Genomic DNA, 21,513 nt, shown 5'->3' on the forward strand with positions numbered 1-21,513 from the left:
CTGACTGTTGGTTGCTTCTTTATTATATTTTTCAAATAATGTTCAAAAATAACCTTTGACAATGAAATAACTATCCTCTTTTCTGAAAAATAATGAATTTTTTAGCTTAAAATATGCATTAATTAAAACCATGGCAGATTATTTGCTAACAGATGTCGGCAATAAATACAAATAATTACTATTTCAAGGCGCTTATTTTATAAATAAAAAGTCTCTATCATCAATTTTTATTTATTTTTGTCGCAACTTGAAAATTAAAGAATCAAAGCATTGAATCAAAATAAAAACAACATACACACCGGATATACAACCAAGGTTTATCCGCTATTTATTTTATTGATTTACAGTCTATTTTTCAATTTATCATTTGCCCAGGTATCACAAAATGATACCATAGCTACCCTGTCAAATGATTCAATTGTTGCCCCACTTGACTCTACCGGGGTTTCCGGATCCTCTGATTCTAAGGGACTGGGGATAGAAGCCGATGTAGAATACACTGCCAAAGATTCAATCATCATGACCATGGATGGATCTAAAAAGGTTTTTTTATATGGCGATGCCGAAGTAAAGTATTTAGATATTACGCTAACTGCCGCCTGTATCGAACTCGACCTGGACAGCAGTTTAACCTATGCCTACGGAATTGAAGATTCCTTAGGTGTTGCCAGCGGACTGCCTGTATTTACAGACAAAAGCGGTTCGTACGAAATGAAAAAGATAAAATACAATTTCGAAAGCAAAAAGGCTATTATCGAACATGTTGTTACTGAACAGGGCGAAGGATATGTTGTTAGCGAATATGCAAAAAAAGCACCTGATGATTCATTTTCGATAAAAGACGGACATTATAGTACATGCGACAACCATGAACACCCTCACTTTTACCTTAACCTTACAAAAGCCAAGGTTATTCCAGGTAAAAAAACCATCACTGGTCCGGCCTATCTGGTTGTTGAAGACATCCCGCTGCCAATTGGGATTCCGTTTGCAGTTATACCCAACACAAGCAGCTATAGTTCAGGTATAATCATGCCTTCGTATGGAGAAGAAAGCAACAGGGGTCTGTTTTTACGCGACGGAGGCTATTACTGGGCTGCCAGTGATTACTTCGACATGGCCATTACGGGTGATTTATATGCCAACGAATCCTGGGGTTTAAGGGGTAATTCCAAATACAAACTCAACTATAAGTTTTCAGGAAATTTAAGCGTTCAATACATAGTGAATGTAAATAGCGAAAAGGATCTCCCTGATTACAGCAAATCAAAGGATTTTTCTATAAACTGGTCTCACCGTCAGGATTCCAAAGCCAATCCATTTCAAACCTTTTCAGCAAGTGTAAACTTTTCAAGTAGTTCGTTTGACCAAAACAACGTTACAAGTGTAATCAACCCAAATAAACTGGCGCAAAACACTAAACGTTCAAGTATATCTTACAGCAGGAGGTTTCCTAATTCACCGTTCAACTTTTCGGCCAATATTTTAGCATCACAAAACACACGTGATACTACCATTAGCCTTACTACTCCTGACCTTACTTTAACCATGAACAGGATTTTTCCCTTTAAGAGGAAAAATAAAATTGGCTCTAAGGAAGCATGGTACGAAAAATTAAGTTTGTCGTATACTGCAAATTTAAGGAATTCCCTGAACGCAAAGGAGTATGAATTCTCTGAAAAAAAATTCCCTCAGGAATGGGAAAACGGCGTTAAACACTCCGTACCTCTTTCTTTAAACCTGAAATTACTAAAGTACTTTACTTTAACTCCATCTGTAAATTATACAGAAAGGTGGTACAGTAAATCAATAACAAAAGAATGGGATGAAGAGCTTGGAAAAGTGGTAACAGCCGATACAACCAACGGCTTTAAAAGGGTATACGACTACAGCTATTCTGTAAGCACCTCCACCAAGTTTTATACTATGTATACTCCGTGGCGCAAATTATTTGGTAAGAAAGTAGACCGGATAAGACATGTAATGACACCTTCGGCAAGTTTATCCTATCGCCCCGACTTTGGAGATGAAAAATTTGGTTACTATGACTGGTTTGAATATTACAACCCTAATTTAGATTCGATAATCAGGCATGAGTATTCACGATACGAAGGAGCCCTTTATGGTACTCCGGGCAAAGGAAAATCAGGATCTTTAGGCCTTTCTGTTGGCAACACCCTTGAGATGAAGGTAAAAAGCGAAAGAGACACTACCGGCTTTAAAAAAATAAAAATACTGGAGAGCCTGAACTTCTCCACATCACACAACTTCCTGGCCGACTCTCTGAAATGGTCGAGAATAAATATGAGCGGAAGAACCAAAATATTAGGGACCAGTATCAATTTTGGGGCTACCTTTGATCCTTATGCCTTAGACACTACTGCCACAGGTTCACCAATTCGCATCAATACATCGTTATGGAAGGCGGACAGAAAATTAGTAAGAATGGAATCTGCAAACCTAAGCTTTGGTTTGTCATTTGGTTCTGAAAAGCTTAAAAAATGGAGAGAACAGAGAAACGGAACCGATTCTGAAGAAGAAGAAACTGACGAATCCCAGTTACCTGAGGATGAAATGTTAGACAATCCACTGGACCGGGTTGATCGTTTAGGCGATGATTTTGCCGAGACACGGGGTACCCGCGAAACACTTATGGACGACGATGGATATACAAAGTTTGAATTTCCATGGAACATTTCACTGAACTATAGTTTTCGATTAAGCAACGGCGAATTTGACAAGCAAAAAATGGCTTACAAGAAAAAGATAACTTCGGATATTAATTTTAATGGAGATTTCTCTTTAACCCCCAAATGGAAATTTTCTTTTTCTTCGGGATATAACTTTGACAGAAAAGAAATATCACACACAAACCTTAGAATATCAAGAGACTTACACTGCTGGGGCATGAGCTTCAACCTGGTTCCTGTAGGAAGGTATAAATCTTACTTTTTTACACTTAACGTAAACTCTTCCATACTTCAGGATCTGAAATACGACAAACGAAGTAGTCCCAGAGACAATCCTAATTTCTTTTAGCACATTAAGTTCTAACGTAAGATATTAAACATAAAATTACCCAAAATGAAAAAAGTAATCAGCACCCCCAATGCACCAGCAGCTATAGGTCCATATAGCCAGGCAATAGAAGCAAACGGAATGCTATTCATATCAGGACAAATTCCCATTAATCCGGAAACCGGAAATATTGTAGAAGGTGGAATAATTGAACAAACAGAGCAGGTAATGAAAAACATTGAGGCCATACTTTCTGAAGCTGGCTACTCTTTTTGCGACGTTATTAAATCAACTTGCTTGCTTTCGGATATGGCAAACTTTAAGGAGATGAATGAAGTGTATGGGAAGTGTTATACAGAAAACCCGCCTGCCAGAGCTGCCTTTGCAGTGAAAGAACTTCCCCTGGGCGTTTTAGTAGAAATTGAAACAATTGCAGTTAAACAGTAAATTTTAACGCATTATAAAACCAGGCCAACCTACATCGGGTTGGCTTTTTTTTGCACCTTAACTACAAAACAAAGTATCAACCAAACTACAAATACATGTAATTTAAGATAACAACAGTAACCACCATGTAAATAATAGTCAATGGCCATCCAATCCTAAAAAAATCTTTAAAAGTATAACCCCCTGGCCCATATACCATCAAGTTCGTTTGATAACCTATAGGGGTAAGAAAATTAGCGGCTGCAGCAAAAGAAACCACCAATGCGAAGGGCAACGGATTAAGTTCTAAAGCATGTGCTGCAGTAAGCGATATAGGAAAGATTATTGCAACAGCAGCCTTATTAGTAATATATGCAGCCAAAACAGTTGTAATTAAATATATACCGGCTAAAACAGCTATTTTCCCAAATGGGAATAATATGGATATCATAAAGTCGGCAATCATATCAGCAACACCTGTTTTTATCATGGCCGTTCCCAATGCCAGCGACAAAGCAATAATAACAGCCAGATTATAATCAATGTTTTTAGGTAAATCCTTGGCACTAACAACACCCAGTATATTGATTACCACCAGCACAACCAACAATCCCATAAACAACGGAATTAAATTCAGGGCCGAAAGAAAAATTGCCAATAAGGTTCCTCCAAACAAGGTCCAGACTTTATATCGCTCAGGCTTCCTAACTTCTTTAACTTTTGAAATTACATAAAAATCCAGATCATCCTGCAAACGCGAATTAAAATCATCACCCGCCAATATCAGGATAACATCACCTGCTTTTAACTTTAACTCCTCAAGCTTTCCGGTAATCCTTTCTCCATTACGATGTATTGCCAAAAGAACAGAATCATATTTTGCCCTAAACTTAACATCTTTAACCATTTTAGATATTAAACTACTATTGTGGGATATAACGATTTCAACGACATCTGCCCTTTTCAACTTGCTCATCATTCCAACCGTAGGTAGTGTAAGGTTACTACCATCCGAAAGCAAGTTGGCAATATCTTCACTCTCCCCTGCAAACCGCAACAAATCACCACACTCCAGCACAAAGTCTTTGTCAAATACCTGAAAAGTATATTTTTTTCTGACAACTTCGGCTAAAAACAGCCCTTTTGAATTCCCCAAACCAGACTCTTCAATAGTTTTCCCGGCCAATTTGGAGCTTTTATGAACTTTTGCCTCTACAACATATTTACGCTCTGAGCCGGAAATTTCCTTTGACAAAATATTTCGTTCCGGCAACAGTCTGTTTCCAAAAAAGAAAAGGTATAAAAACCCGATAATCAACATAGGAAAACCTACCCAAAAGAAATCGAACATACGGATAGGTTCCATATCCGGAAATATGGTTTGATCAACAACCATACCATTAACGATAAGGTTGGTAGAAGTTCCTATAAGTGTAACACAGCCCCCTAAAATTGCTGCATACGACAAGGGCAATAGCAATTTAGATGGAGAAATATTATTCCGTTTACACCAGTTATGCACATAGGGCATCATTACGGCTACTAAAGGTGTGTTATTTAAAAACGCAGAAAACCCACCAATCCATAGCATAATTCGGGAAAGAAAACCCCGGTACCCACTTTGCCTGGGAAAAATACGACTGAAAAATATTTCGATGACAGATATCTGCCTGATAGCATCACCCAACAACAGGAGCATAATAATTACAGCAAGTTGCTCATTTGCAAAACCAGCCAATAGTTCTTTAGGAGTTAGCACCCCAAAAAAACCCAACACCATAGTTGCCACAAAAAAAGTAAAAGCCGCTCCCAATATTTCTTTGTACAAAGAAACCAATATAAAGGCCAATACAACAAATACAATTATTACATCAAAATGCTCCATCCTTAAATTTCGGGGATTTTATTTCAACAAACAAAAATATAAAAATCCTCTATATTAAATCACCTTGCCCGAATGATTCGGGAATAATAACGAATAAAATGTTGTTTTGTAACTTTTATATAAACTATAATACCATCTCTTTTATCAGATATAAAAAAGGCATCCCAACAAATCCGGGACGCCTTTAAATAAAATATTATAAATACAATCTATTTTGCAATCAGAGAACCTTCTGCAAAAGAAAAAAGGGCAAGTATAAGCTGCCCTTCATATAAAAAACTATATAAATCAAAAGATATATCTCACTCCAATTTGAGCTTGCCAACGAGAACTTTTAAATCCAGAATCATCAATTCCATAAGTTTTATTACCATTCTTATTATAATAAGAATAAGTTGGAGTTGTGCCATCAGCTTGATATCCTTGAAATTTCAATACCTGGTACACTCCATAATCACCTATAGAATAATGCATTCTTCCCCAATCTTTATTTAGCATATTAGTAAAATTAAAGACATCAAAAGTTATCTGAATTTTATTTTCACGATTTGCAGCAACTTTAAATCTAAACTCCTGCATAAATTTTAAATCCAAAGTATGTTCAAATGGCATACGTTGAGAGTTACGATCTACTATTTCACCTCGATGTTCATCTAAGTATTTATGATCATTAATAAAAGAGTTTAAATCATTCCACTGCGCCTGAGCGGTGTAGTCTCCATCATCTACCAAAACAATATCATTTTGATCTTCTGGAACATACATTAAAGTTAAGTTTTTACCATCAACTTCACCTCCTGCAGGCCCAGCGTATCTGCTAACACCATTATTGTATCCAAACGAATATCTACTACCCGATTGTCCGTTATAAAATAATGTAATGGTTGAATTTGTAAAGGAACAATAATCAAATTTATAAGATACATTTGCCATAATACGATGTCCTAAATCATAAGCTGAGTATCCTAATTTTAAATTATTGCGACCGTTTTGGTTTGGAACACGCCATTGCGATGAGTTTTGAGATGATTGTCCATCATTCATTGCCTTAGCAATACCGTAGTTATAACCTACACTAGCAAACAAGCCATTATTCCATTTTTTATCAAACATTGTGGAAAAGTTAAAACTATGACCTTTACTAGTATTATAGCCTAAATAAATTCCAGTGTACTTTCCTTCTGCACCAGAATTATTATTAACATCATTCTGGATGTTTTCCCAGATAATCCTGTCATCACCAGTTCCTGTAAGCTTTTTGCCACTATTATTAACCAACAAATTTTGATATGCTACATTATTAACATTCTTTGTATATGTTATATCAAAAGTACTATTGATACCATAAGGCAATTTTTTATCCAAAGCCAAATTAGCTCTAAACACTTGAGGCATTTTAAAATCTTCTGCAAAGATGTCTATTTGTCCAGATGGGGCTCCTTCAATTTTTGGCTGATTATTCCACTTACCACTAAAAGAATAAGCTTGAGAATAATCTGAAATACCACCAATGGTCATTCCGTTATTATTATACGATCCTCCAGGCCATACATAAGGTATGCGACTGGTAAATAAACCAGCACCCCCTCGAACCTGCATAGTTTTGTCTCCATTAACATCCCAGTTAAAACCAACACGAGGAGAGAACAATGCTGAAGTTTTAGGCATTTTACCTGTTTTAGCTCCTTTTAAATCAACTCCATAAGTATCCTCCAGGTATGGGATTACTGAATTATTAAAATCCAAATTCTCTCTAGGATCATCTAAGTACATAGGTAAATCCATCCTAACTCCGTAAGTCAATTTAAAATTATCATTAACCTGATAATCATCTTGAACATAGAATCCCAATTGTAACACTTTAAATTCAGCAGCCCCTTTAGTTCCGTCACCCGTAACATCATCCACAGCCGAAAAACTACGTCTAAAGCTATCGTAATTATTAGGATCAGCCATAAATGTAGCCAAATCAGCATATGAATAATATCCATAATTTTGACGGATAAACACATTAAACATGTCATAGTATTCATGATGCATCCCTAGAGTAAAACTATGCTTACCCGAATAAATATTTAAATTATCAGTAAATGATAGAACTTTTTGCTTTAATCTATTAGCTGTGGAGTATTGCTCACTTCCCAAATTAATCTTCTCTTCTGCCAAATATATATATGGAAACCTTCCTCCCATCGGATCTCTGTTATCATCAACATTTGTATAAACTAAACGAAGTTTATTTGCAACCTTTGAACTAAATATACTTTTCAATTCAGCTGTAGTTGAATTTGTTTTAGAAGAGAAATCCTTTCCTGAATTTGAAAAGTAAATACTTGATTTACTCGATGTAGAAGGAGATATACTAACTCCATTTGAGTATTGATGACGAATAGAAAACTTATGTTTCTGACTAATATTCCAATCTAATTTCAAAAATACTTTTTCACTTTCCAAAGTTGATTTTGTATTTTCATAAGATCCTGGATTATATCCGTAATCATTAACTAATTTGTTTTCTAAGGATATTAAATCCTGTTGACTTGCAGAACCAGTATAATCAGCAAAGTCAAAAGGTTTTGGGGTTTCATCTCTTTGAATTTCAACATTACCAAAAAAGAAAAGTTTATTTTTAACAAGAGGTCCTGCTAATGTCAATCCATATGTTTTAGCAGTAAATTCATCCATTTTTTCTCTTTTCACTTCTGGATTATCTGTAGGTGTTTTTCCTGCCAGGCTTTCATTTCGGTAATACCCATATGCCGATCCATTAAACTTATTTGTACCACTTTTTGTAACAGCATTTATACCAGCTCCTGCAAAACCACTTTGAGTAACATCATATGGCGACAACGAAATAGTTAACTGGTCAATGATATCCATACTCATTGGGTTAATTCCAATCTGCCCACCATTTGTACCACTACTGGCTAAACCAAAAACATCATTCTGAACTGCACCATCAATAGTAAAGCTATTGTATTTACTGTTTTGTCCTGCAATCTCCACTCCCCCATCAGAATTAATTTTAGCCTGGGGTGTAAGCATTGCAAAATCACTAATACCACGACTTATAGCCGGCAAACTTTCAATTCTTTCTCTTGATACTGTTGTTTTTGAACCTGTAGTATTACCATCAAAAACACCAGAAGCAACTGCCACAACCTGCACTTCATCAATATTCATTGCAGATTCACTTAATTTAACATTAAACTGTAAGGTTTGTCCTAATGTCAAATAAACATCTTTTTTAACATATTGATTATAACCAATAAATGAAACCGTTAAAACATAGGGTCCTCCTGGGTTTAAGTTTGGAAGATTATAAATTCCTGATTCATTGGTAATTGTTCCATACTGCGCTCCAGTAGGTTCATGCACAAGAATTACAGTTGCCCCGGTTAATTTTTCCCCACTGGAAATAACACGACCGGTAATACCAGATGTTGTCATCTGTGCATTTACAGAAACTGCACAGATGCACAACACAATACAACTGAGTACTACAAAAAAATACTTTTTCATTTTTAATTTGATTTAGGTTTTTCTATTATAAATAGTTACTTACAAAAATATAAAATTATTGATGCAAATATCAGCTAAATCGACCGATAAGTCGGTTTAATAATGTTTAATTATCTGTTAAAACATTATTATCTGCCAAAAATCGAATACCTCAAAAGCAATATCTGGGGTAACACCATAATTTTAGCTGCTCTGCTAAACTGCAAAAACGACTATAGCGCTAACATACCAAGAAGAAGAAGAAGAAGAAGAAGAAGAAGAAGAAGGCGCCATGTGAATAAGGAATTTTATAGTTACGAATGTACATAGTGGGAGAAAACGGATACGAGGATTCTTCAAGGTTCGTTCAAGGTTCGTTCGAGGTTTCTTCAATAAAATTGATATTAGGTTGAAGAAATTAAATACAATTTATAAAAAGTATATCCGAACGAAAAATAAATGATTTGCAATACATTAATATACAGTAACTAACAGTGGTTTTTAAGCAAGGTTTAAAAATTGCCTATCATACATTTTACTATACTTTTTGACGCAAAATAACGGAGAAAAAAGAAATTAAATTTTTTTGATTTTTTTTTCAATCAAGCCGTTTTTGCCTTCCATTTTTATTTCAATTGCATTCAATTCGGTTTTTTCTGCTAATAAATTAGTTTTGCAGCCAATGAAAATTATTTACCACAAAATTTTTGCTTATGGTTAAACTCATTGGAACAACGAAGAACGGCAGAAATAAACTTATTCAAAAAATAAGACTTATAATATGATGTAATAACACAACTTTCGATTGAGCTTGAGGATAATCATAAGCCATTATTTTTTAACATTTTAAAAGAAGCTTATGATGATAAATCAGAAAATTGTTGCGGAGAACTTTGAAAAGGATTGCCTTGCTGTATTTGAGAATTTACTGCAAGGCTACAGGAAGGCGAAAGAATCGACAGTATGGGAGTCCAAAATGGATAACCTTGTAGAGAAATTAACACATTTACCTACAGCTCCATTCCCTACCGAGTTAATGAAACTCTTTGATTATGATTTTCTCGTACAATCGGAAGATATAAATAGTATAATTGAAAAAGCCCTCATTATAAGGGAACGGATGAAACACACCAAGAGGTATGTTACCATCAAAGAACGATACTTCTCGTTTTTATTTCTGCCCCCAAACACTCACCTTAAAAGACTTGAAGTGTATAATAACGAAGGAGAACTTTGTTATTTACAGGTCGGTAAAATCCGAATAAAGCCAAAAGCAATACTCCAATGGCTTATACCCGGCAACAATCAAGTCAAATTTCAAGATGTAATAAATTTCAGACAAAAGACCTTTAACTATAAGGCATTAGAGATTTATTACTACTCACCCCTCGTTGACCTTTCGTCAACAAATCCCCAGGACTATTATAATTTTTTCAGCGACTATTTTGGGAAACTTCAATTTCTCAAATATTTCAAATCAAACGGAAATGTTGAAGCGTTTCCAAACCTCCAACAAATTAAGCCAAGAACGCACGATGCCATCTTAAAGCTTTCTAGTGCCCAGCAGGTGCTTTGGGCTTACTTTATTTTTCGGCTTTTGGGCTTAAAACACCGGGTAGATGTTGGTAACTCAACACTTGCCCGGTTTTTATGTGTGGTAAACGGTATTGATGTGGATAATTACAAAAATGTATATTTCTATCGGCTCATAGATAAAGCTCCATACATTAAAAATGACAAGAATCTTTTGGTTGACCTTGAAGTTATCAAATTGCATTTTCAGGAACGCAATTTACCAACAGGTGACATCGAAAAAGTAATCATTGAAATTGTAACCCGATAATTTGCAAAAATACCGATTACCATTTATTGCTTTTTATTGCCATTTGAATTAAAAAAGTATCCGACAAAAACAGCAAAAAGTGTCCGGTAAGGCTAATTAATGCCTTTGTAAGATGCTGAATACATGAGAAATAAAAATTATTTGAAAAATGTCGGATAGTCCGACGTTGGAAATTGCTATGCGCCTATCCTATACTTGCTATCGAAAATTTGAATAAAAAAAACAGCAAGAAAATGGATGAGCAAATGGAAGAACAGATAGAAGTGCAAATCGACTTCAAAACTGAAACTTTAAAGAATCTTGAACAGCTAAACAAAAAGGTTTCAGAACTAATAAAAGTACAACATAAAGCCGGAACAGGCTTTGACTATGTTAATGCTGCGGAACTAGCCCTGCTATTGGGCGAAAGTGTTAAAACCATTTATGGCAGGGTGTATAATAAACAGATTCCCTTCTATAAACCGGGTGGTAAGATATTACTGTTCAAATTGGATGAAGTAATGGATTGGATTAAAGCTGGTCGTCATTCTTCCTTGGAGGAAATAAAGAGCAATGTGTAATTGGTTATATGCAGTTCTAATAATCTAAAACTCCAATGAAGGAAAGGAAGGAAAGAAAGTCTCAAGTTAAAAAACAGGAAATCAGGTTCTCGTTCTTTAAACTTTTGTTGAAGAAAAAATCACATACTCAAGTTCTGCCGGAGAGCCAATTATGTAATCATTTGAACATAGTAAAGAAGTAGAGAATGCCAACTATTTATATATGCGGTAGTGATATACCCGAAAACAGTTCCAAAGGCTTGGTTGATACCGATAAAATAAAAGCCAAACTAAAGTCATTGAAATGTGCCGTTGTAAATCCAACTGAAATGCCCTTTGCAAAAATGAGTTGGACTGACAAACTGGATAACCGTGTTCAGCTTTTAAAGAAAAGCCAGGCGGTTTATGTTCTGCCCAATTGGAAAGAGAGCATAATGTCACGCATAGAGCTGACCGTTGCGATGGACTTAAAGTTGGAAACCATTTTTCATCCGATGAGCCACAAAGAGATAAAGCAAATAATAACCGCCCTTGGCAATTAGCTCGGTTCCGGCAGGGTTGTTCAAGGGTAGCCCTGCCATTATTTAAGTATCAAATTCAGAACGATTATGAAGACAAAGACAGTAGCAAGAATCAAAGATGTTAGCATCATGCTTATTGATGATGCAGAAAAGTTAGTCCCCATTAAACCAATATGTCAAGCTTTAGAAGTTAATTACTCAAGCCAGTTAGAAAAGATTAAGAGTGATGAAATATTGGGTTCAACTGTACCGCTCAGGGGTATAGTTGCTGCCGATGGGAAAGAACGAGAAATGGCTTGCATTCCTTTTAAGCTTGTATTTGGTTGGCTATTTACAATTAACCCCAAGAATGTCAAGGCTGAGGCTAAAGAACAAATCATTAAGTACAGGCTGGAATGCTACAATGCCCTTTTCAATTATTTCACTGACCAGGGAGAGTTTTTAGAGCAAAAGCAAAAGGCGTTAGAAAAGCAGTTAGAAGAAGTAGAACGAATACGAAATGATTATAGCGACCAAAAGAAGCTGCTCAATGACGCAAGAAAAGCACTTAATGATATAAAGGAATTGACTTTTGAAGAATGGCAAATGAATAAACGACAATTATCACTGGACTTTCCAAAATAAAACACATGACAGCATTAGCACCTAATACGGTATCGAAGTTATATTATTTCGATAACCGCATAAAGAGTTTCTATGAAAAAAACGGCTATACCAACCTTCCGTTTGATGGCAATAAAATTCAAAAAATGATTGAAGATTCACAGTTGGAGCTAAATGCTCTCTTTTACAAGATTTGGGGTTCAGACATGGGCTACCACCTGTTAGATAAGTTTTACGATTTCAGGGGTAACGTTTATGAGTTCTTTATGAGCCTTGACAGCAACAATCGTGAATTATTGACAGGAAAAGATTGGTAGCCGATGGATGCAAAAAGGGTCATAGAGCAAATCAATGATGAAGTTTATGAGGTAGTCTCCAATTTTGTCACACTAAAGAAAGCAGGGATTAATTACAAAGCTTGTTGTCCGTTTCATAATGAGAAAACGGCTTCGTTCAGCGTTAATCCGGCAAAAGGAATTTTCAAATGCTTTGGTTGTGATAAAGGCGGTAATGCCATTGAGTTTATTAAGGAGCATGAAAATGTTGAGTTTAAAGAAGCCGTTGAAATTGGCGCAAAGCTTTTGAACCTCAATTTTGAATGGAAAAAAAGCACCAATTGGGATGAAGCCAAATTCAAACATGAAGAAAGCCTGAAAATCGCTTGTAGTATTATTGAGAAGTTCTTTTTGGAACAAGTTAATCACAAAGATGCCCAGCAGTACATCAAGGAGCGTAACATGGCTATTCCTGAAAACGGCAGTTTCAATATTGGTTATGCTCCAACTGATAATGCTCTACTGGCCCATGCAAGAGAAAAAGGATTAAAAACAGAGATACTTGAAGAAATTGGCGTACTTAGAAGCAATGACAAAGGCGTTTATGACTTTTTTAGAAACCGATTGATATTCCCTGTTTCAAATTCACGAGGTCAGACTATTGCATTTGCCGGGCGTGATTTGAATGAAAATCCAAAGGTTAAGTATTTGAATACACCTGAAAGCAGCATCTACATCAAAGGCAATGAGCTGTATGCTTTAAATGTGGCTCGTTTTGCCATTAAAAACAATGACAGAGCATATATAGTTGAAGGTTATTCCGATGTGCTTCGGATGCACGAAATAGGTGTGATAAATACAGTCGCCACTTGCGGAACTGCACTCACCAATGCACAGGCAAAGCTCCTGAAAAAATATACCAATAAGGCTACACTTATTTACGATGGCGATAGTGCCGGGCGAAATGCCATGTGCCGAAATGCTGAAATCCTGATTAAGAACCAATTTCACGTTTCGGTATTGGTACTCCCGGAAAAACAAGACCCTGATTCTCTTTTCATCGACAACAAAACGTTTCTTCAGTACGATGAACAACAGGAGGATTACATCATCTACAAAACGGCTGAATATGCTGACCGCTTTGCAAATGACCCTGTAAAGAAATCGGAAGTAATAAAACGTATGGCTTCCTTGATATGCTGCTATGACAAAACGAACCAGGAGGTCTATCTGGACTTTGTTTCTGAACAGATTAAACCCAAGAAAGCTTGGCAGGATGCTTTAAAGGATTATAGTCAGCCTACGGAGAAAAAGGTCAAGAAAAAGGAAAACATCAGCGATATAATCAAGCTGAAAAAGGAACAACAGGAGAACCTTCTGACCAATCAGTTTTATGAAGAAGATGGAGCTTATTGGACGGTTGAAGGAAAGAACCCGAAGCAAATATCCAACTTTACTTTTGAAGCCTTATTCTGTGTGTTCCATAAAGACCCACAAGGCAGAACCGACCTGAAATATGTTTTGCGCCTGATGAGCCAATACGGAAGAAAACGCCTGGCTATTATTTCATCCGATGATTTTTGTACCCCTGCATCATTCAAGAAACAGGTACACAGGCGACATGGATTCTTTTGGTACGGTAACGATAGCCAGCTCGACAATATTAAAAATGTGAAACTGCTTGGAATACCCGAAGCCAAAGAGTTGGAGCGTGTAGGTTACAATGAAGAAAACCGCTTTTGGGTTTTTGCAAACGGCTTATACTACACGAAAAACTTTCATCCAATTGACGAATACGGTATCACTACCCATGCCACACAAATAAACAACATGGATGAATTTGAAAACATTCCTCCGGAAAGTCAGATACGAATTAACGATACCTTTCATGTACTTAATACCACAGCAGAATTTATCGGCAAGTATGGAAAAGATAAACTAAAGGAGAATATTAAACAGAGCCAGGTTCATTTGTTGCATTTCTTCTATCTGCCCTATGGTAAAGCTCTTAAAATCGGTAGTTCCGATGGTGGTAATCCATTCAAAGAAAACTCAAAGTATGTGAAGCCGATAAAAGGCAACGATTGGAACTTTGGAAAATGGGCAACTTCAATGAGTAGTGTTTATCCCGGCAATGCTGAATTATTGATTGCTTATTACATATCAACCGTTTTTAGTGACCTTATCTACAAAGCCAATTTCGGATACTTCCCTTTATTGTTCCTTTTCGGGAAACGTCAATCCGGTAAGAGTACCGCAGCCCGAAGCATCATGTATATGTTTGGTAAACCTCCGATGGAGGACGGTATTAACCTCGCATCAGGGAGTACAAGTACAGGTATGCAGCGTAGTATGGATTCCACTACCAACCATCCGTTTTGGGGTAATGAGTACAAGAATAGCATTCACAAAAATACCATCGAGGCGTTAAAAGGTATTGCCGACCGTAATGGAAAATTGACAGGTGTAAAATCGGGTGGTAATGAAACACGTATTGCCAAGCCCAGGGGTTCGGGTATAATTAGCGGTCAGGATTTACCGACACAAGACCCTGCTTTATGTAGCCGTAGTTTATTGGGCGAATTTGATGATACTAACCGTGGGAATTATTCCGATTTAAAATCATTTAAAGCAGCCGAGGAAAGTTTACAGTTTACCAATATTACATGCTCCGTTTTTGATTTTCGTTATTTGGTTGAAGAACATTACTCAAAAGAGGAACCAGGAGTAAGTTCTGAGGTCATGGATGAACTGACCCAAGAGTATGGTAATGTTGACCGAAGGACGGTACTCAATATCTCATCGGTGCTTACGCCAATGAAAATTCTAATGGAGCATTCCGATTTAGAATTTCCGTTTGATTATCAAACAGCAAAACAAGCTTTAATCCGCTCTGCAAAACTTACCATATCAGTACAGCATCAAAGTGATGAAGTGGAGCAATACTTTCATGTACTGCAATCATTGGTTAACCTTTACAAACTTACTGAGGATGTACATTACAAGATTGTGGTTGGAGAAAACAACAGCAAACAACTTTACCTGAGAGTTGGCTCGATACACGGACTGTACAGGGAACAAGCACGAAAAGAAGGATTAACCACGCTTGACCAGGCGGTTGTTGGTGAGTACCTGAAGAAACACCGCTCATTTATCGAACACCGCAGGAAAAATGTATTGTTTGGTAAAAGCCGGACAAGTGCCTACATATTGAATTATGACATGCTCAATGACCAGGGCATAGAATTGGAAAGGATAACCTTATAAAATACTAAACTATGCAGTTTTACTTTAGCAAATGGTATTAAAGCAAAAACCGTCCTCATTTCCTCAATCTTTATGAGGATAGATATTAATAGATTGATATTTAATACTATATGTTTTCTTGCTCTAAAAATAAGTGAGGACAGGTGAGGGATGAACGAGGGATAAATGAGGGACGAGTGAGGGAAAAACGGCTCTCGTCCCTCACCTGTCCTCAGTGTCCTCATTTTAATTTATTGATAATAAGATATATAGCTAAAAAGTGAGGGGTGAGGACGGTTTTGGAAAAATACCATAGCCCACAGAAAAGTAAAAAATTATTATCAGGTATCGGGTTTTTAATGTCATTTGTGAAGCAAAGAATTCTTTTTAAAATCTTTTGATAGGTGAAGTACAATAAAACACATTGATTCATCCTTGCTGTATTTGCTGAAATTTCTTTCAACCATAAAACACTCATCTTCTTCAATTTCATCAAGTTGTTGTACCATTGCTCTATCTTTTATAAAATCCTCCCACTTACAGGTAAATATCTCTCCATGTACAGGAAGATGTCCCGGATTTTCAATTATAAATCCGTTTAATCCGGCATTATCAAATTCTACTTTCAAAATGGTTTTCATCCTCAAAAATGCTTTATACAAAGTGCTAAATATAACCTGTTTGTTTCTTTTTATTGCTCGTTTTTCAAAAAATGGCTTTCAAATCATTACTTTTACAGCAAATAATAATATAAAACTGAATATTGATATAAACAAAAAAGGAAGCGAACATATAATCTTAAAATATTAAGACTTAATCTCTTAACAATCGAAAATCGCCAAATTTTAATTGCAGTAAAGAGAGTAGGTACGGGCGTGGTCTGTACTACTTTACTGCGTGGGTGTTTGGCGATACCTCGATTGTTGGTGGTTTCAGTGCCACGCTCCTTTTTAATACAATTCAGAATGAAAGATTTATATGTTTGGTTACAACATGAGGTAAATGAATCGCTTGATTTATTGGAAAATGAAATCATAAAAGATGGAGCTGATGAAATTGTCTTTTCGTCAAGTAAGGAGTTCCTGAAAAAAAGCAAGGATGTATTGAATAGAATGGTTGACTTGTTATCTGAATACGACTTGGATATAATGAAGCTGATAAATTTGATTGCCAAACTAAAGACCGAGGGTAATGATGCTGATGAAGATGCCATCATTCAATCTATGATTCTGAAAATGTTGGAAACAAGTTCCCTGGAAACCAAATTTCGCTAATTTTTTCTATCTTTATATAGCTAATTGTCAAGGGTATAATGTTTTAAATTATGCCCAGTATATATTCTAATTCATTAAAAATGAGCCTCCTATTGGGGCTTTTCGTGTTTATAACGGTTTGTGGTTTTACTATTTATTGCGTTATTCTTTGTTTTATTCTCCGCAATACGCTGGTAATATGGTGGTATTCTCATGGTATTACCGATTTTTTTCAAAAGCAGTTTCTTTTTTCTTCAAATTATCTCAAAACAGCCTCCAAAATCCCTAATACTTCGACAAGTTGGCAACAATTTTTTATAAGCTTGACAAACCACATAAAAAGACCTCTTCATTTTTCTCAATATTCAAAAAAGTCTTTAAAATATTGTCCTAAAGTCCTCAAAAGCAGTCTGTATAAGCTAAAAAGTATTCAAAAGCCTTCAAAAGCATTTGAAATATACTCAACAAGCTTACTTCTCTTAACATTTAGGTTGTGTTATCGCTCATTTTTCAATCCAAATCCAACGCTATGATAGTGCGCAGAACCATATTAAAACAGGATTTGGTAAAGAAACTTTACCCGGATAGCGTTTCGGTTGATGCAGCAATGCAGCAATTAAGAAGAGATATTGAGTTGTGTCCGGAATTAAAAGCACGGATAGCAAATACAGGACGAACCAAACGCCATTACTACAACAAACAACAGCTTCTTTTAATCCTGGAACATTTTTGTATAACACTTGAAGAATTTGAACAGCTATGAAACGTCCATTCAATTTTTATTCGGAAGTTATTCAGTCAGAATAAATAATTGAATGGTAAGTTCCATAAGACATTTAAAAATAAACATCTACTTATGAACTATTTCTTAGGTATAACCGATATTGAACAAGCCAAACTACGTTACCGAAAATTAGCAAAACAATTACATCCCGATAAAGGTGGAGCTGCCGTTGACTTTCAGGAAATGCAAGCCGAATACAAAGAATTTTTGTTGCGTTTGCAGCAAGAACAAAAGGTCATTACTCCCTTACGCAAAAATACATTAGAGGAAAATGAGTTGATAAACGAATTAGGAAGACTTGCCAAAGTCCTGATAAAAAAACAAGTGCCACAGGAATACTTACGACAGAAAATGCAAACAGCGGATTCCCCTCTAAAGAAAGGTCTGTTTGAGAATATTGTGAACTTATTAGATAGTCTTCAATAAAATTTATATTACCCCATAAAAATATTTAGCATTTATATAAAATTTCAACAGAGGTTCAGCTGGATTGTTGAAGTTTTTTTATATATTTGACAGAAAGTGACAAGTCAAAAATACAGCAATGAATATACTTGGCAAAAGATTAAGAGAATTGAGAGAAGAAAAAGGATTGTTATTAAGGCAGATTGCAGCCGATTTGGAGGTTGATACTGCTTTGATGAGCAAACTCGAAAGAGGCGAACGGAGAGCACAACGCGAACACATTAATCAACTAGCCTCAATACTAAATGTTCAAGAAAAAGAATTGGTGATTTTATGGTTGGCAGATAAGATAAAAGATGTGGTGCGAAATGAGCCTTTAGGACTTGAAGCATTAAGATTTGTTGAACAAGATATTACACAAAAATAATGGCAAAGAAGAACGGAAACGGAGCAAACGAATCGCTCGAAAAGAAATTGTGGACTACCGCAGACAAATTGCGTAAAAATATTGATGCAGCCGAGTACAAACATGTTGTGCTTGGTTTAATCTTTTTAAAGTATATATCTGATGCTTTTGAAGAGCATTATGCAAAGCTCGTAGCCGGAGAAGGTGAATATGCAGGAGCTGACCCCGAAGATAAGGATGAGTATGGTGCAGAAAATGTGTTCTTCGTACCGGAAAATGCTCGTTGGGCATTTATTCAATCACAAGCTAAGATGCCTAACATTGGTAAGTTGATTGATGATGCTATGGACTTGATTGAAGCGGATAATGCTACACTTAAAGGGATTCTTCCTAAAACTTTTGGACGTTCTAACCTCGACCCTCAAACTTTGGGAGGCTTGATAGATACCATTGGTACTATTGCCTTGGGTGATGAGAAAGCAAAATCTCAGGACGTACTAGGTCGGGTTTATGAGTATTTCTTAGGTCAGTTTGCATTGGCAGAAGGTCAAAAGGGAGGTCAATTCTACACGCCAGAGAGTATTGTAAAGCTTTTGGTTGAAATGTTAGAGCCATACAAAGGACGTGTTTACGACCCTTGTTGCGGTTCCGGTGGAATGTTTGTTCAGAGCGAAAAGTTTATTGAAAGCCACCAAGGACGTTTGGATGATATTTCGGTTTACGGACAGGAAAGTAACCAAACCACTTACCGTTTATGCCGAATGAACTTGGCTATACGTGGTATTGATGGCTCAAATATTAAATGGAATACGGAAGGTTCATTCTTAAATAATGCACATAAAGATTTAAAAGCAGACTATATAATTGCTAATCCACCATTTAACGTGAGTGATTGGAGCGGTGAACTATTGCGTGACGATGCTCGTTGGCAATATGGTGTACCCCCGACAGGTAATGCCAACTTTGGCTGGGTGCAACACTTCTTGTATCACCTTAAACCCGATGGCGGACATGCCGGGTTTGTATTAGCAAATGGTTCTTTAAGTTCCAACACAGGAGGTGAAGGTGATATACGCCAAAAGTTAGTAGAAAACGACTTGGTTGAATGTATTGTAATGCTACCCAAAGCCCTGTTTTTTAATACAGGTATTCCAGCTTGTTTATGGTTCTTGCGTAGAGGCAAAAAGAAACGCAATGGTGAAACCTTGTTTATTGATGCCTCTGAGTTAGGTTATATGATTAACCGTAAAAACAGAGCATTTGAATCTGAAGATATTAGTAAAGTTGCAGATACCTATCACAATTGGCTAAAACAAAGTGAAGAATACGAAGATGTAAAAGGTTTCTGTAAATCGGCAACTATTGAGGATATACAAAAGCACAAGTTTGTTTTAACGCCCGGACGTTATGTGGGTATTCCCGATGAAGAAGACGATGGTATTCCATTCCAGGAAAAAGTGGATGCTCTTACTACCCGATTACGTGAACAAATGAGCCAAGCCCAAGAGCTTGACCAGGAAATTAAAACACAACTGGCTAAAATTGGGATTGAGTTATGAGTGAATGGAAAGAAGCAACCATTGGAGATTTAGTAACCAGAATCACCAAGGGAACAACACCTCCAAAAGGCCAAGGCTTTGTTGACAAGAACGGAGTTAACTACATTAAATCAGATGCTATTGAATATGATGGCACTGTAGACCAGAGCAAATTTGTGCTGATTGATGAAGAGACCCATGAAAAATTCAAGCGTTCACAGTTAGAAGAAGGTGATATTCTTTTCTCTATGGCAGGTAACTATTTAGGTAAAAGTGGAATAGTTACGCAAGAAATGCTACCAGCAAATACGAACCAAGCTTTAGCGATTATTAGGCTTAATAAAGAATTGGCATTACCTCAGTTTATTGGGTTCTGTTTCAGGCAGCCAAACATGATTAAGTATGTTAATAATATGTCCGCTCAGTCTGCTCAGCCAAACATAAATTTTCAAGAGATTGCAAGTCTTTATATAAATCTACCTGATATAGAGGAACAAAAGGAAATAATTAATGTATTAGGAAACCTCGATAAAAAAATCACCCTCCTCCGCCAACAAAACAAAGACTTAGAAGAACTGGCTCAAACGCTTTTTAAACGTTGGTTTGTGGAGTTTGAGTTTCCAAATGAAAATGGTGAGCCTTATAAAAGTTCAGGTGGTAAAATGGATGAAAGTGAGTTGGGTGAAATTCCGGAAGGTTGGAGATTAATGTCACTTTCGTCTATTGCAACATACCTTAATGGCCTTGCATGTCAAAAATATCCTGTTATTAGCGAAGATAAAAAACTTCCAGTTTTAAAAATAAAGGAACTTGGTAGTGGCATTTCTGATAATTCCGATTGGGCAACTTCGGAGGTCGATAATAAATATATTATAAGAAGTGGATATGTAATATTCTCTTGGTCAGGGACACTAATGTTAAAAATATGGGATGGTGAGGATTGTGTCTTAAATCAACATTTATTTAAAGTTACTTCTGATGAATTTCCCAAATGGCTTATTTACCAGTGGACAGGGTTTCATCTTAGGCATTTCATCGCTGTGGCTCAAAGTAAAGCAACAACTATGGGGCATATTAAACGGTCACATTTAGATGAAGCAATGTGTATTATTCCTTCTATCGAAGTACTTAACAAGTTCAACCCTTCATTCAATGCTCAATTAGAATTATACATCAACAATAATAAAGAGATTCAAACACTTACCCAATTGCGAGATACCTTGTTGCCTAGGTTAATGAGTGGGGAGATACGAGTTAACCCAAATTAATT

17 protein-coding genes are annotated in these 21,513 nt (G+C 36.3%); 14 read left to right on the top strand and 3 right to left on the bottom strand.

All coding sequences use genetic code 11. The annotated features are described in order from the left end of the window. Nucleotides 1-270: 270 nt before the first annotated feature. The gene (locus tag OM074_RS08415; protein ID WP_301199021.1) at nt 271-3,039 is read left to right on the top strand and encodes a putative LPS assembly protein LptD; all 2,769 of its coding nucleotides are present in this window, start codon (nt 271-273) and stop codon (nt 3,037-3,039) included. Between the two features lie 45 nt (nt 3,040-3,084). Continuing rightward, a complete protein-coding gene (locus OM074_RS08420; RefSeq protein ID WP_301199022.1) occupies nt 3,085-3,465 on the top strand; it encodes a RidA family protein in 381 nt (126 codons plus the stop codon). 85 nt (nt 3,466-3,550) lie between these two features. Here OM074_RS08420 and OM074_RS08425 read toward each other — a convergent pair whose 3' ends face one another. Beyond that, complete coding sequence (locus tag OM074_RS08425) at nt 3,551-5,329, bottom strand: SLC13 family permease (RefSeq protein WP_301199023.1); 1,779 nt, start codon at nt 5,327-5,329, stop codon at nt 3,551-3,553. Between the two features lie 288 nt (nt 5,330-5,617). After that, on the bottom strand, nt 5,618-8,851 hold the full coding sequence (locus OM074_RS08430) for a TonB-dependent receptor (protein ID WP_301199024.1): 3,234 nt from the start codon (nt 8,849-8,851) through the stop codon (nt 5,618-5,620). An 838-nt stretch (nt 8,852-9,689) separates the two neighbouring features. Here OM074_RS08430 and OM074_RS08435 point away from each other — a divergent pair. The 6 genes from OM074_RS08435 (at nt 9,690) to dnaG (ending at nt 15,878) form a co-directional block, all read left to right on the top strand. Further along, entirely contained in the window at nt 9,690-10,673 is a 984-nt protein-coding gene (locus OM074_RS08435; RefSeq protein ID WP_301199025.1) for a hypothetical protein, read from the top strand. Between the two features lie 233 nt (nt 10,674-10,906). After that, nucleotides 10,907-11,233: a helix-turn-helix domain-containing protein gene (locus tag OM074_RS08440; RefSeq protein ID WP_301199026.1), complete on the top strand. Its 327-nt coding sequence runs from the start codon at nt 10,907-10,909 to the stop codon at nt 11,231-11,233. A 185-nt stretch (nt 11,234-11,418) separates the two neighbouring features. Then, the gene (locus OM074_RS08445; RefSeq protein ID WP_301192667.1) at nt 11,419-11,754 is read left to right on the top strand and encodes a DUF4406 domain-containing protein; all 336 of its coding nucleotides are present in this window, start codon (nt 11,419-11,421) and stop codon (nt 11,752-11,754) included. A gap of 66 nt (nt 11,755-11,820) precedes the next feature. After that, the gene (locus OM074_RS08450; protein WP_301199027.1) at nt 11,821-12,357 is read left to right on the top strand and encodes a phage antirepressor N-terminal domain-containing protein; all 537 of its coding nucleotides are present in this window, start codon (nt 11,821-11,823) and stop codon (nt 12,355-12,357) included. A 5-nt stretch (nt 12,358-12,362) separates the two neighbouring features. Continuing rightward, nucleotides 12,363-12,653, top strand: coding sequence for a hypothetical protein (locus OM074_RS08455; protein WP_301199028.1), 291 nt, complete (start codon nt 12,363-12,365; stop codon nt 12,651-12,653). A 3-nt stretch (nt 12,654-12,656) separates the two neighbouring features. Next, nucleotides 12,657-15,878: a DNA primase gene (gene dnaG, locus OM074_RS08460; RefSeq protein ID WP_301199029.1), complete on the top strand. Its 3,222-nt coding sequence runs from the start codon at nt 12,657-12,659 to the stop codon at nt 15,876-15,878. A 341-nt stretch (nt 15,879-16,219) separates the two neighbouring features. Here the strand turns inward: dnaG and OM074_RS08465 are convergent, their stop codons facing one another. After that, nucleotides 16,220-16,498 carry a hypothetical protein gene (locus OM074_RS08465; RefSeq protein ID WP_301199030.1) on the bottom strand — a complete coding sequence of 93 codons (279 nt, stop codon included), beginning with the start codon at nt 16,496-16,498 and terminating at the stop codon, nt 16,220-16,222. A 324-nt stretch (nt 16,499-16,822) separates the two neighbouring features. Between OM074_RS08465 and OM074_RS08470 the strand changes: the two genes are divergently transcribed. The 6 genes from OM074_RS08470 to OM074_RS08495 all read left to right on the top strand — a co-directional run bounded on the left by OM074_RS08470 (nt 16,823) and on the right by OM074_RS08495 (nt 21,511). Continuing rightward, nucleotides 16,823-17,131, top strand: coding sequence for a hypothetical protein (locus OM074_RS08470; RefSeq protein WP_301199031.1), 309 nt, complete (start codon nt 16,823-16,825; stop codon nt 17,129-17,131). Between the two features lie 508 nt (nt 17,132-17,639). Continuing rightward, the gene (locus OM074_RS08475) at nt 17,640-17,873 is read left to right on the top strand and encodes a DUF4248 domain-containing protein (protein ID WP_301199032.1); all 234 of its coding nucleotides are present in this window, start codon (nt 17,640-17,642) and stop codon (nt 17,871-17,873) included. Between the two features lie 93 nt (nt 17,874-17,966). Next, the gene (locus tag OM074_RS08480) at nt 17,967-18,320 is read left to right on the top strand and encodes a J domain-containing protein (RefSeq protein WP_301199033.1); all 354 of its coding nucleotides are present in this window, start codon (nt 17,967-17,969) and stop codon (nt 18,318-18,320) included. A gap of 118 nt (nt 18,321-18,438) precedes the next feature. Further along, nucleotides 18,439-18,726 carry a helix-turn-helix domain-containing protein gene (locus OM074_RS08485; protein WP_301199034.1) on the top strand — a complete coding sequence of 96 codons (288 nt, stop codon included), beginning with the start codon at nt 18,439-18,441 and terminating at the stop codon, nt 18,724-18,726. Continuing rightward, nucleotides 18,726-20,264, top strand: coding sequence for a class I SAM-dependent DNA methyltransferase (locus OM074_RS08490; RefSeq protein ID WP_301199035.1), 1,539 nt, complete (start codon nt 18,726-18,728; stop codon nt 20,262-20,264). Before OM074_RS08485 ends, OM074_RS08490 begins: the two co-directional genes overlap by 1 nt. Further along, nucleotides 20,261-21,511 (top strand): restriction endonuclease subunit S, encoded by a 1,251-nt coding sequence (locus OM074_RS08495; protein ID WP_301199036.1) that lies wholly within the window; start codon nt 20,261-20,263, stop codon nt 21,509-21,511. Before OM074_RS08490 ends, OM074_RS08495 begins: the two co-directional genes overlap by 4 nt. The last annotated feature ends 2 nt before the right edge of the window (nt 21,512-21,513 follow it).

The sequence above is a fragment of the Plebeiibacterium marinum genome, assembly GCF_026013615.1.
Taxonomy (GTDB): domain Bacteria; phylum Bacteroidota; class Bacteroidia; order Bacteroidales; family Marinilabiliaceae; genus Saccharicrinis; species Saccharicrinis marinus_A.

What these genes read in the sequence shown, in the direction of transcription:
- OM074_RS08420 (WP_301199022.1), top strand. Translation starts at nt 3,085, where the DNA reads ATGAAAAAAGTAATCAGCACCCCCAATGCACCAGCAGCTATAGGTCCA.
- OM074_RS08425 (WP_301199023.1), bottom strand. Translation starts at nt 5,329, where the DNA reads ATGGAGCATTTTGATGTAATAATTGTATTTGTTGTATTGGCCTTTATA.
- OM074_RS08430 (WP_301199024.1), bottom strand. Translation starts at nt 8,851, where the DNA reads ATGAAAAAGTATTTTTTTGTAGTACTCAGTTGTATTGTGTTGTGCATC.
- OM074_RS08435 (WP_301199025.1), top strand. Translation starts at nt 9,690, where the DNA reads ATGATGATAAATCAGAAAATTGTTGCGGAGAACTTTGAAAAGGATTGC.
- OM074_RS08440 (WP_301199026.1), top strand. Translation starts at nt 10,907, where the DNA reads ATGGATGAGCAAATGGAAGAACAGATAGAAGTGCAAATCGACTTCAAA.
- OM074_RS08445 (WP_301192667.1), top strand. Translation starts at nt 11,419, where the DNA reads ATGCCAACTATTTATATATGCGGTAGTGATATACCCGAAAACAGTTCC.
- OM074_RS08450 (WP_301199027.1), top strand. Translation starts at nt 11,821, where the DNA reads ATGAAGACAAAGACAGTAGCAAGAATCAAAGATGTTAGCATCATGCTT.
- OM074_RS08455 (WP_301199028.1), top strand. Translation starts at nt 12,363, where the DNA reads ATGACAGCATTAGCACCTAATACGGTATCGAAGTTATATTATTTCGAT.
- dnaG (WP_301199029.1), top strand. Translation starts at nt 12,657, where the DNA reads ATGGATGCAAAAAGGGTCATAGAGCAAATCAATGATGAAGTTTATGAG.
- OM074_RS08465 (WP_301199030.1), bottom strand. Translation starts at nt 16,498, where the DNA reads ATGAAAACCATTTTGAAAGTAGAATTTGATAATGCCGGATTAAACGGA.
- OM074_RS08470 (WP_301199031.1), top strand. Translation starts at nt 16,823, where the DNA reads ATGAAAGATTTATATGTTTGGTTACAACATGAGGTAAATGAATCGCTT.
- OM074_RS08475 (WP_301199032.1), top strand. Translation starts at nt 17,640, where the DNA reads ATGATAGTGCGCAGAACCATATTAAAACAGGATTTGGTAAAGAAACTT.
- OM074_RS08480 (WP_301199033.1), top strand. Translation starts at nt 17,967, where the DNA reads ATGAACTATTTCTTAGGTATAACCGATATTGAACAAGCCAAACTACGT.
- OM074_RS08485 (WP_301199034.1), top strand. Translation starts at nt 18,439, where the DNA reads ATGAATATACTTGGCAAAAGATTAAGAGAATTGAGAGAAGAAAAAGGA.
- OM074_RS08490 (WP_301199035.1), top strand. Translation starts at nt 18,726, where the DNA reads ATGGCAAAGAAGAACGGAAACGGAGCAAACGAATCGCTCGAAAAGAAA.
- OM074_RS08495 (WP_301199036.1), top strand. Translation starts at nt 20,261, where the DNA reads ATGAGTGAATGGAAAGAAGCAACCATTGGAGATTTAGTAACCAGAATC.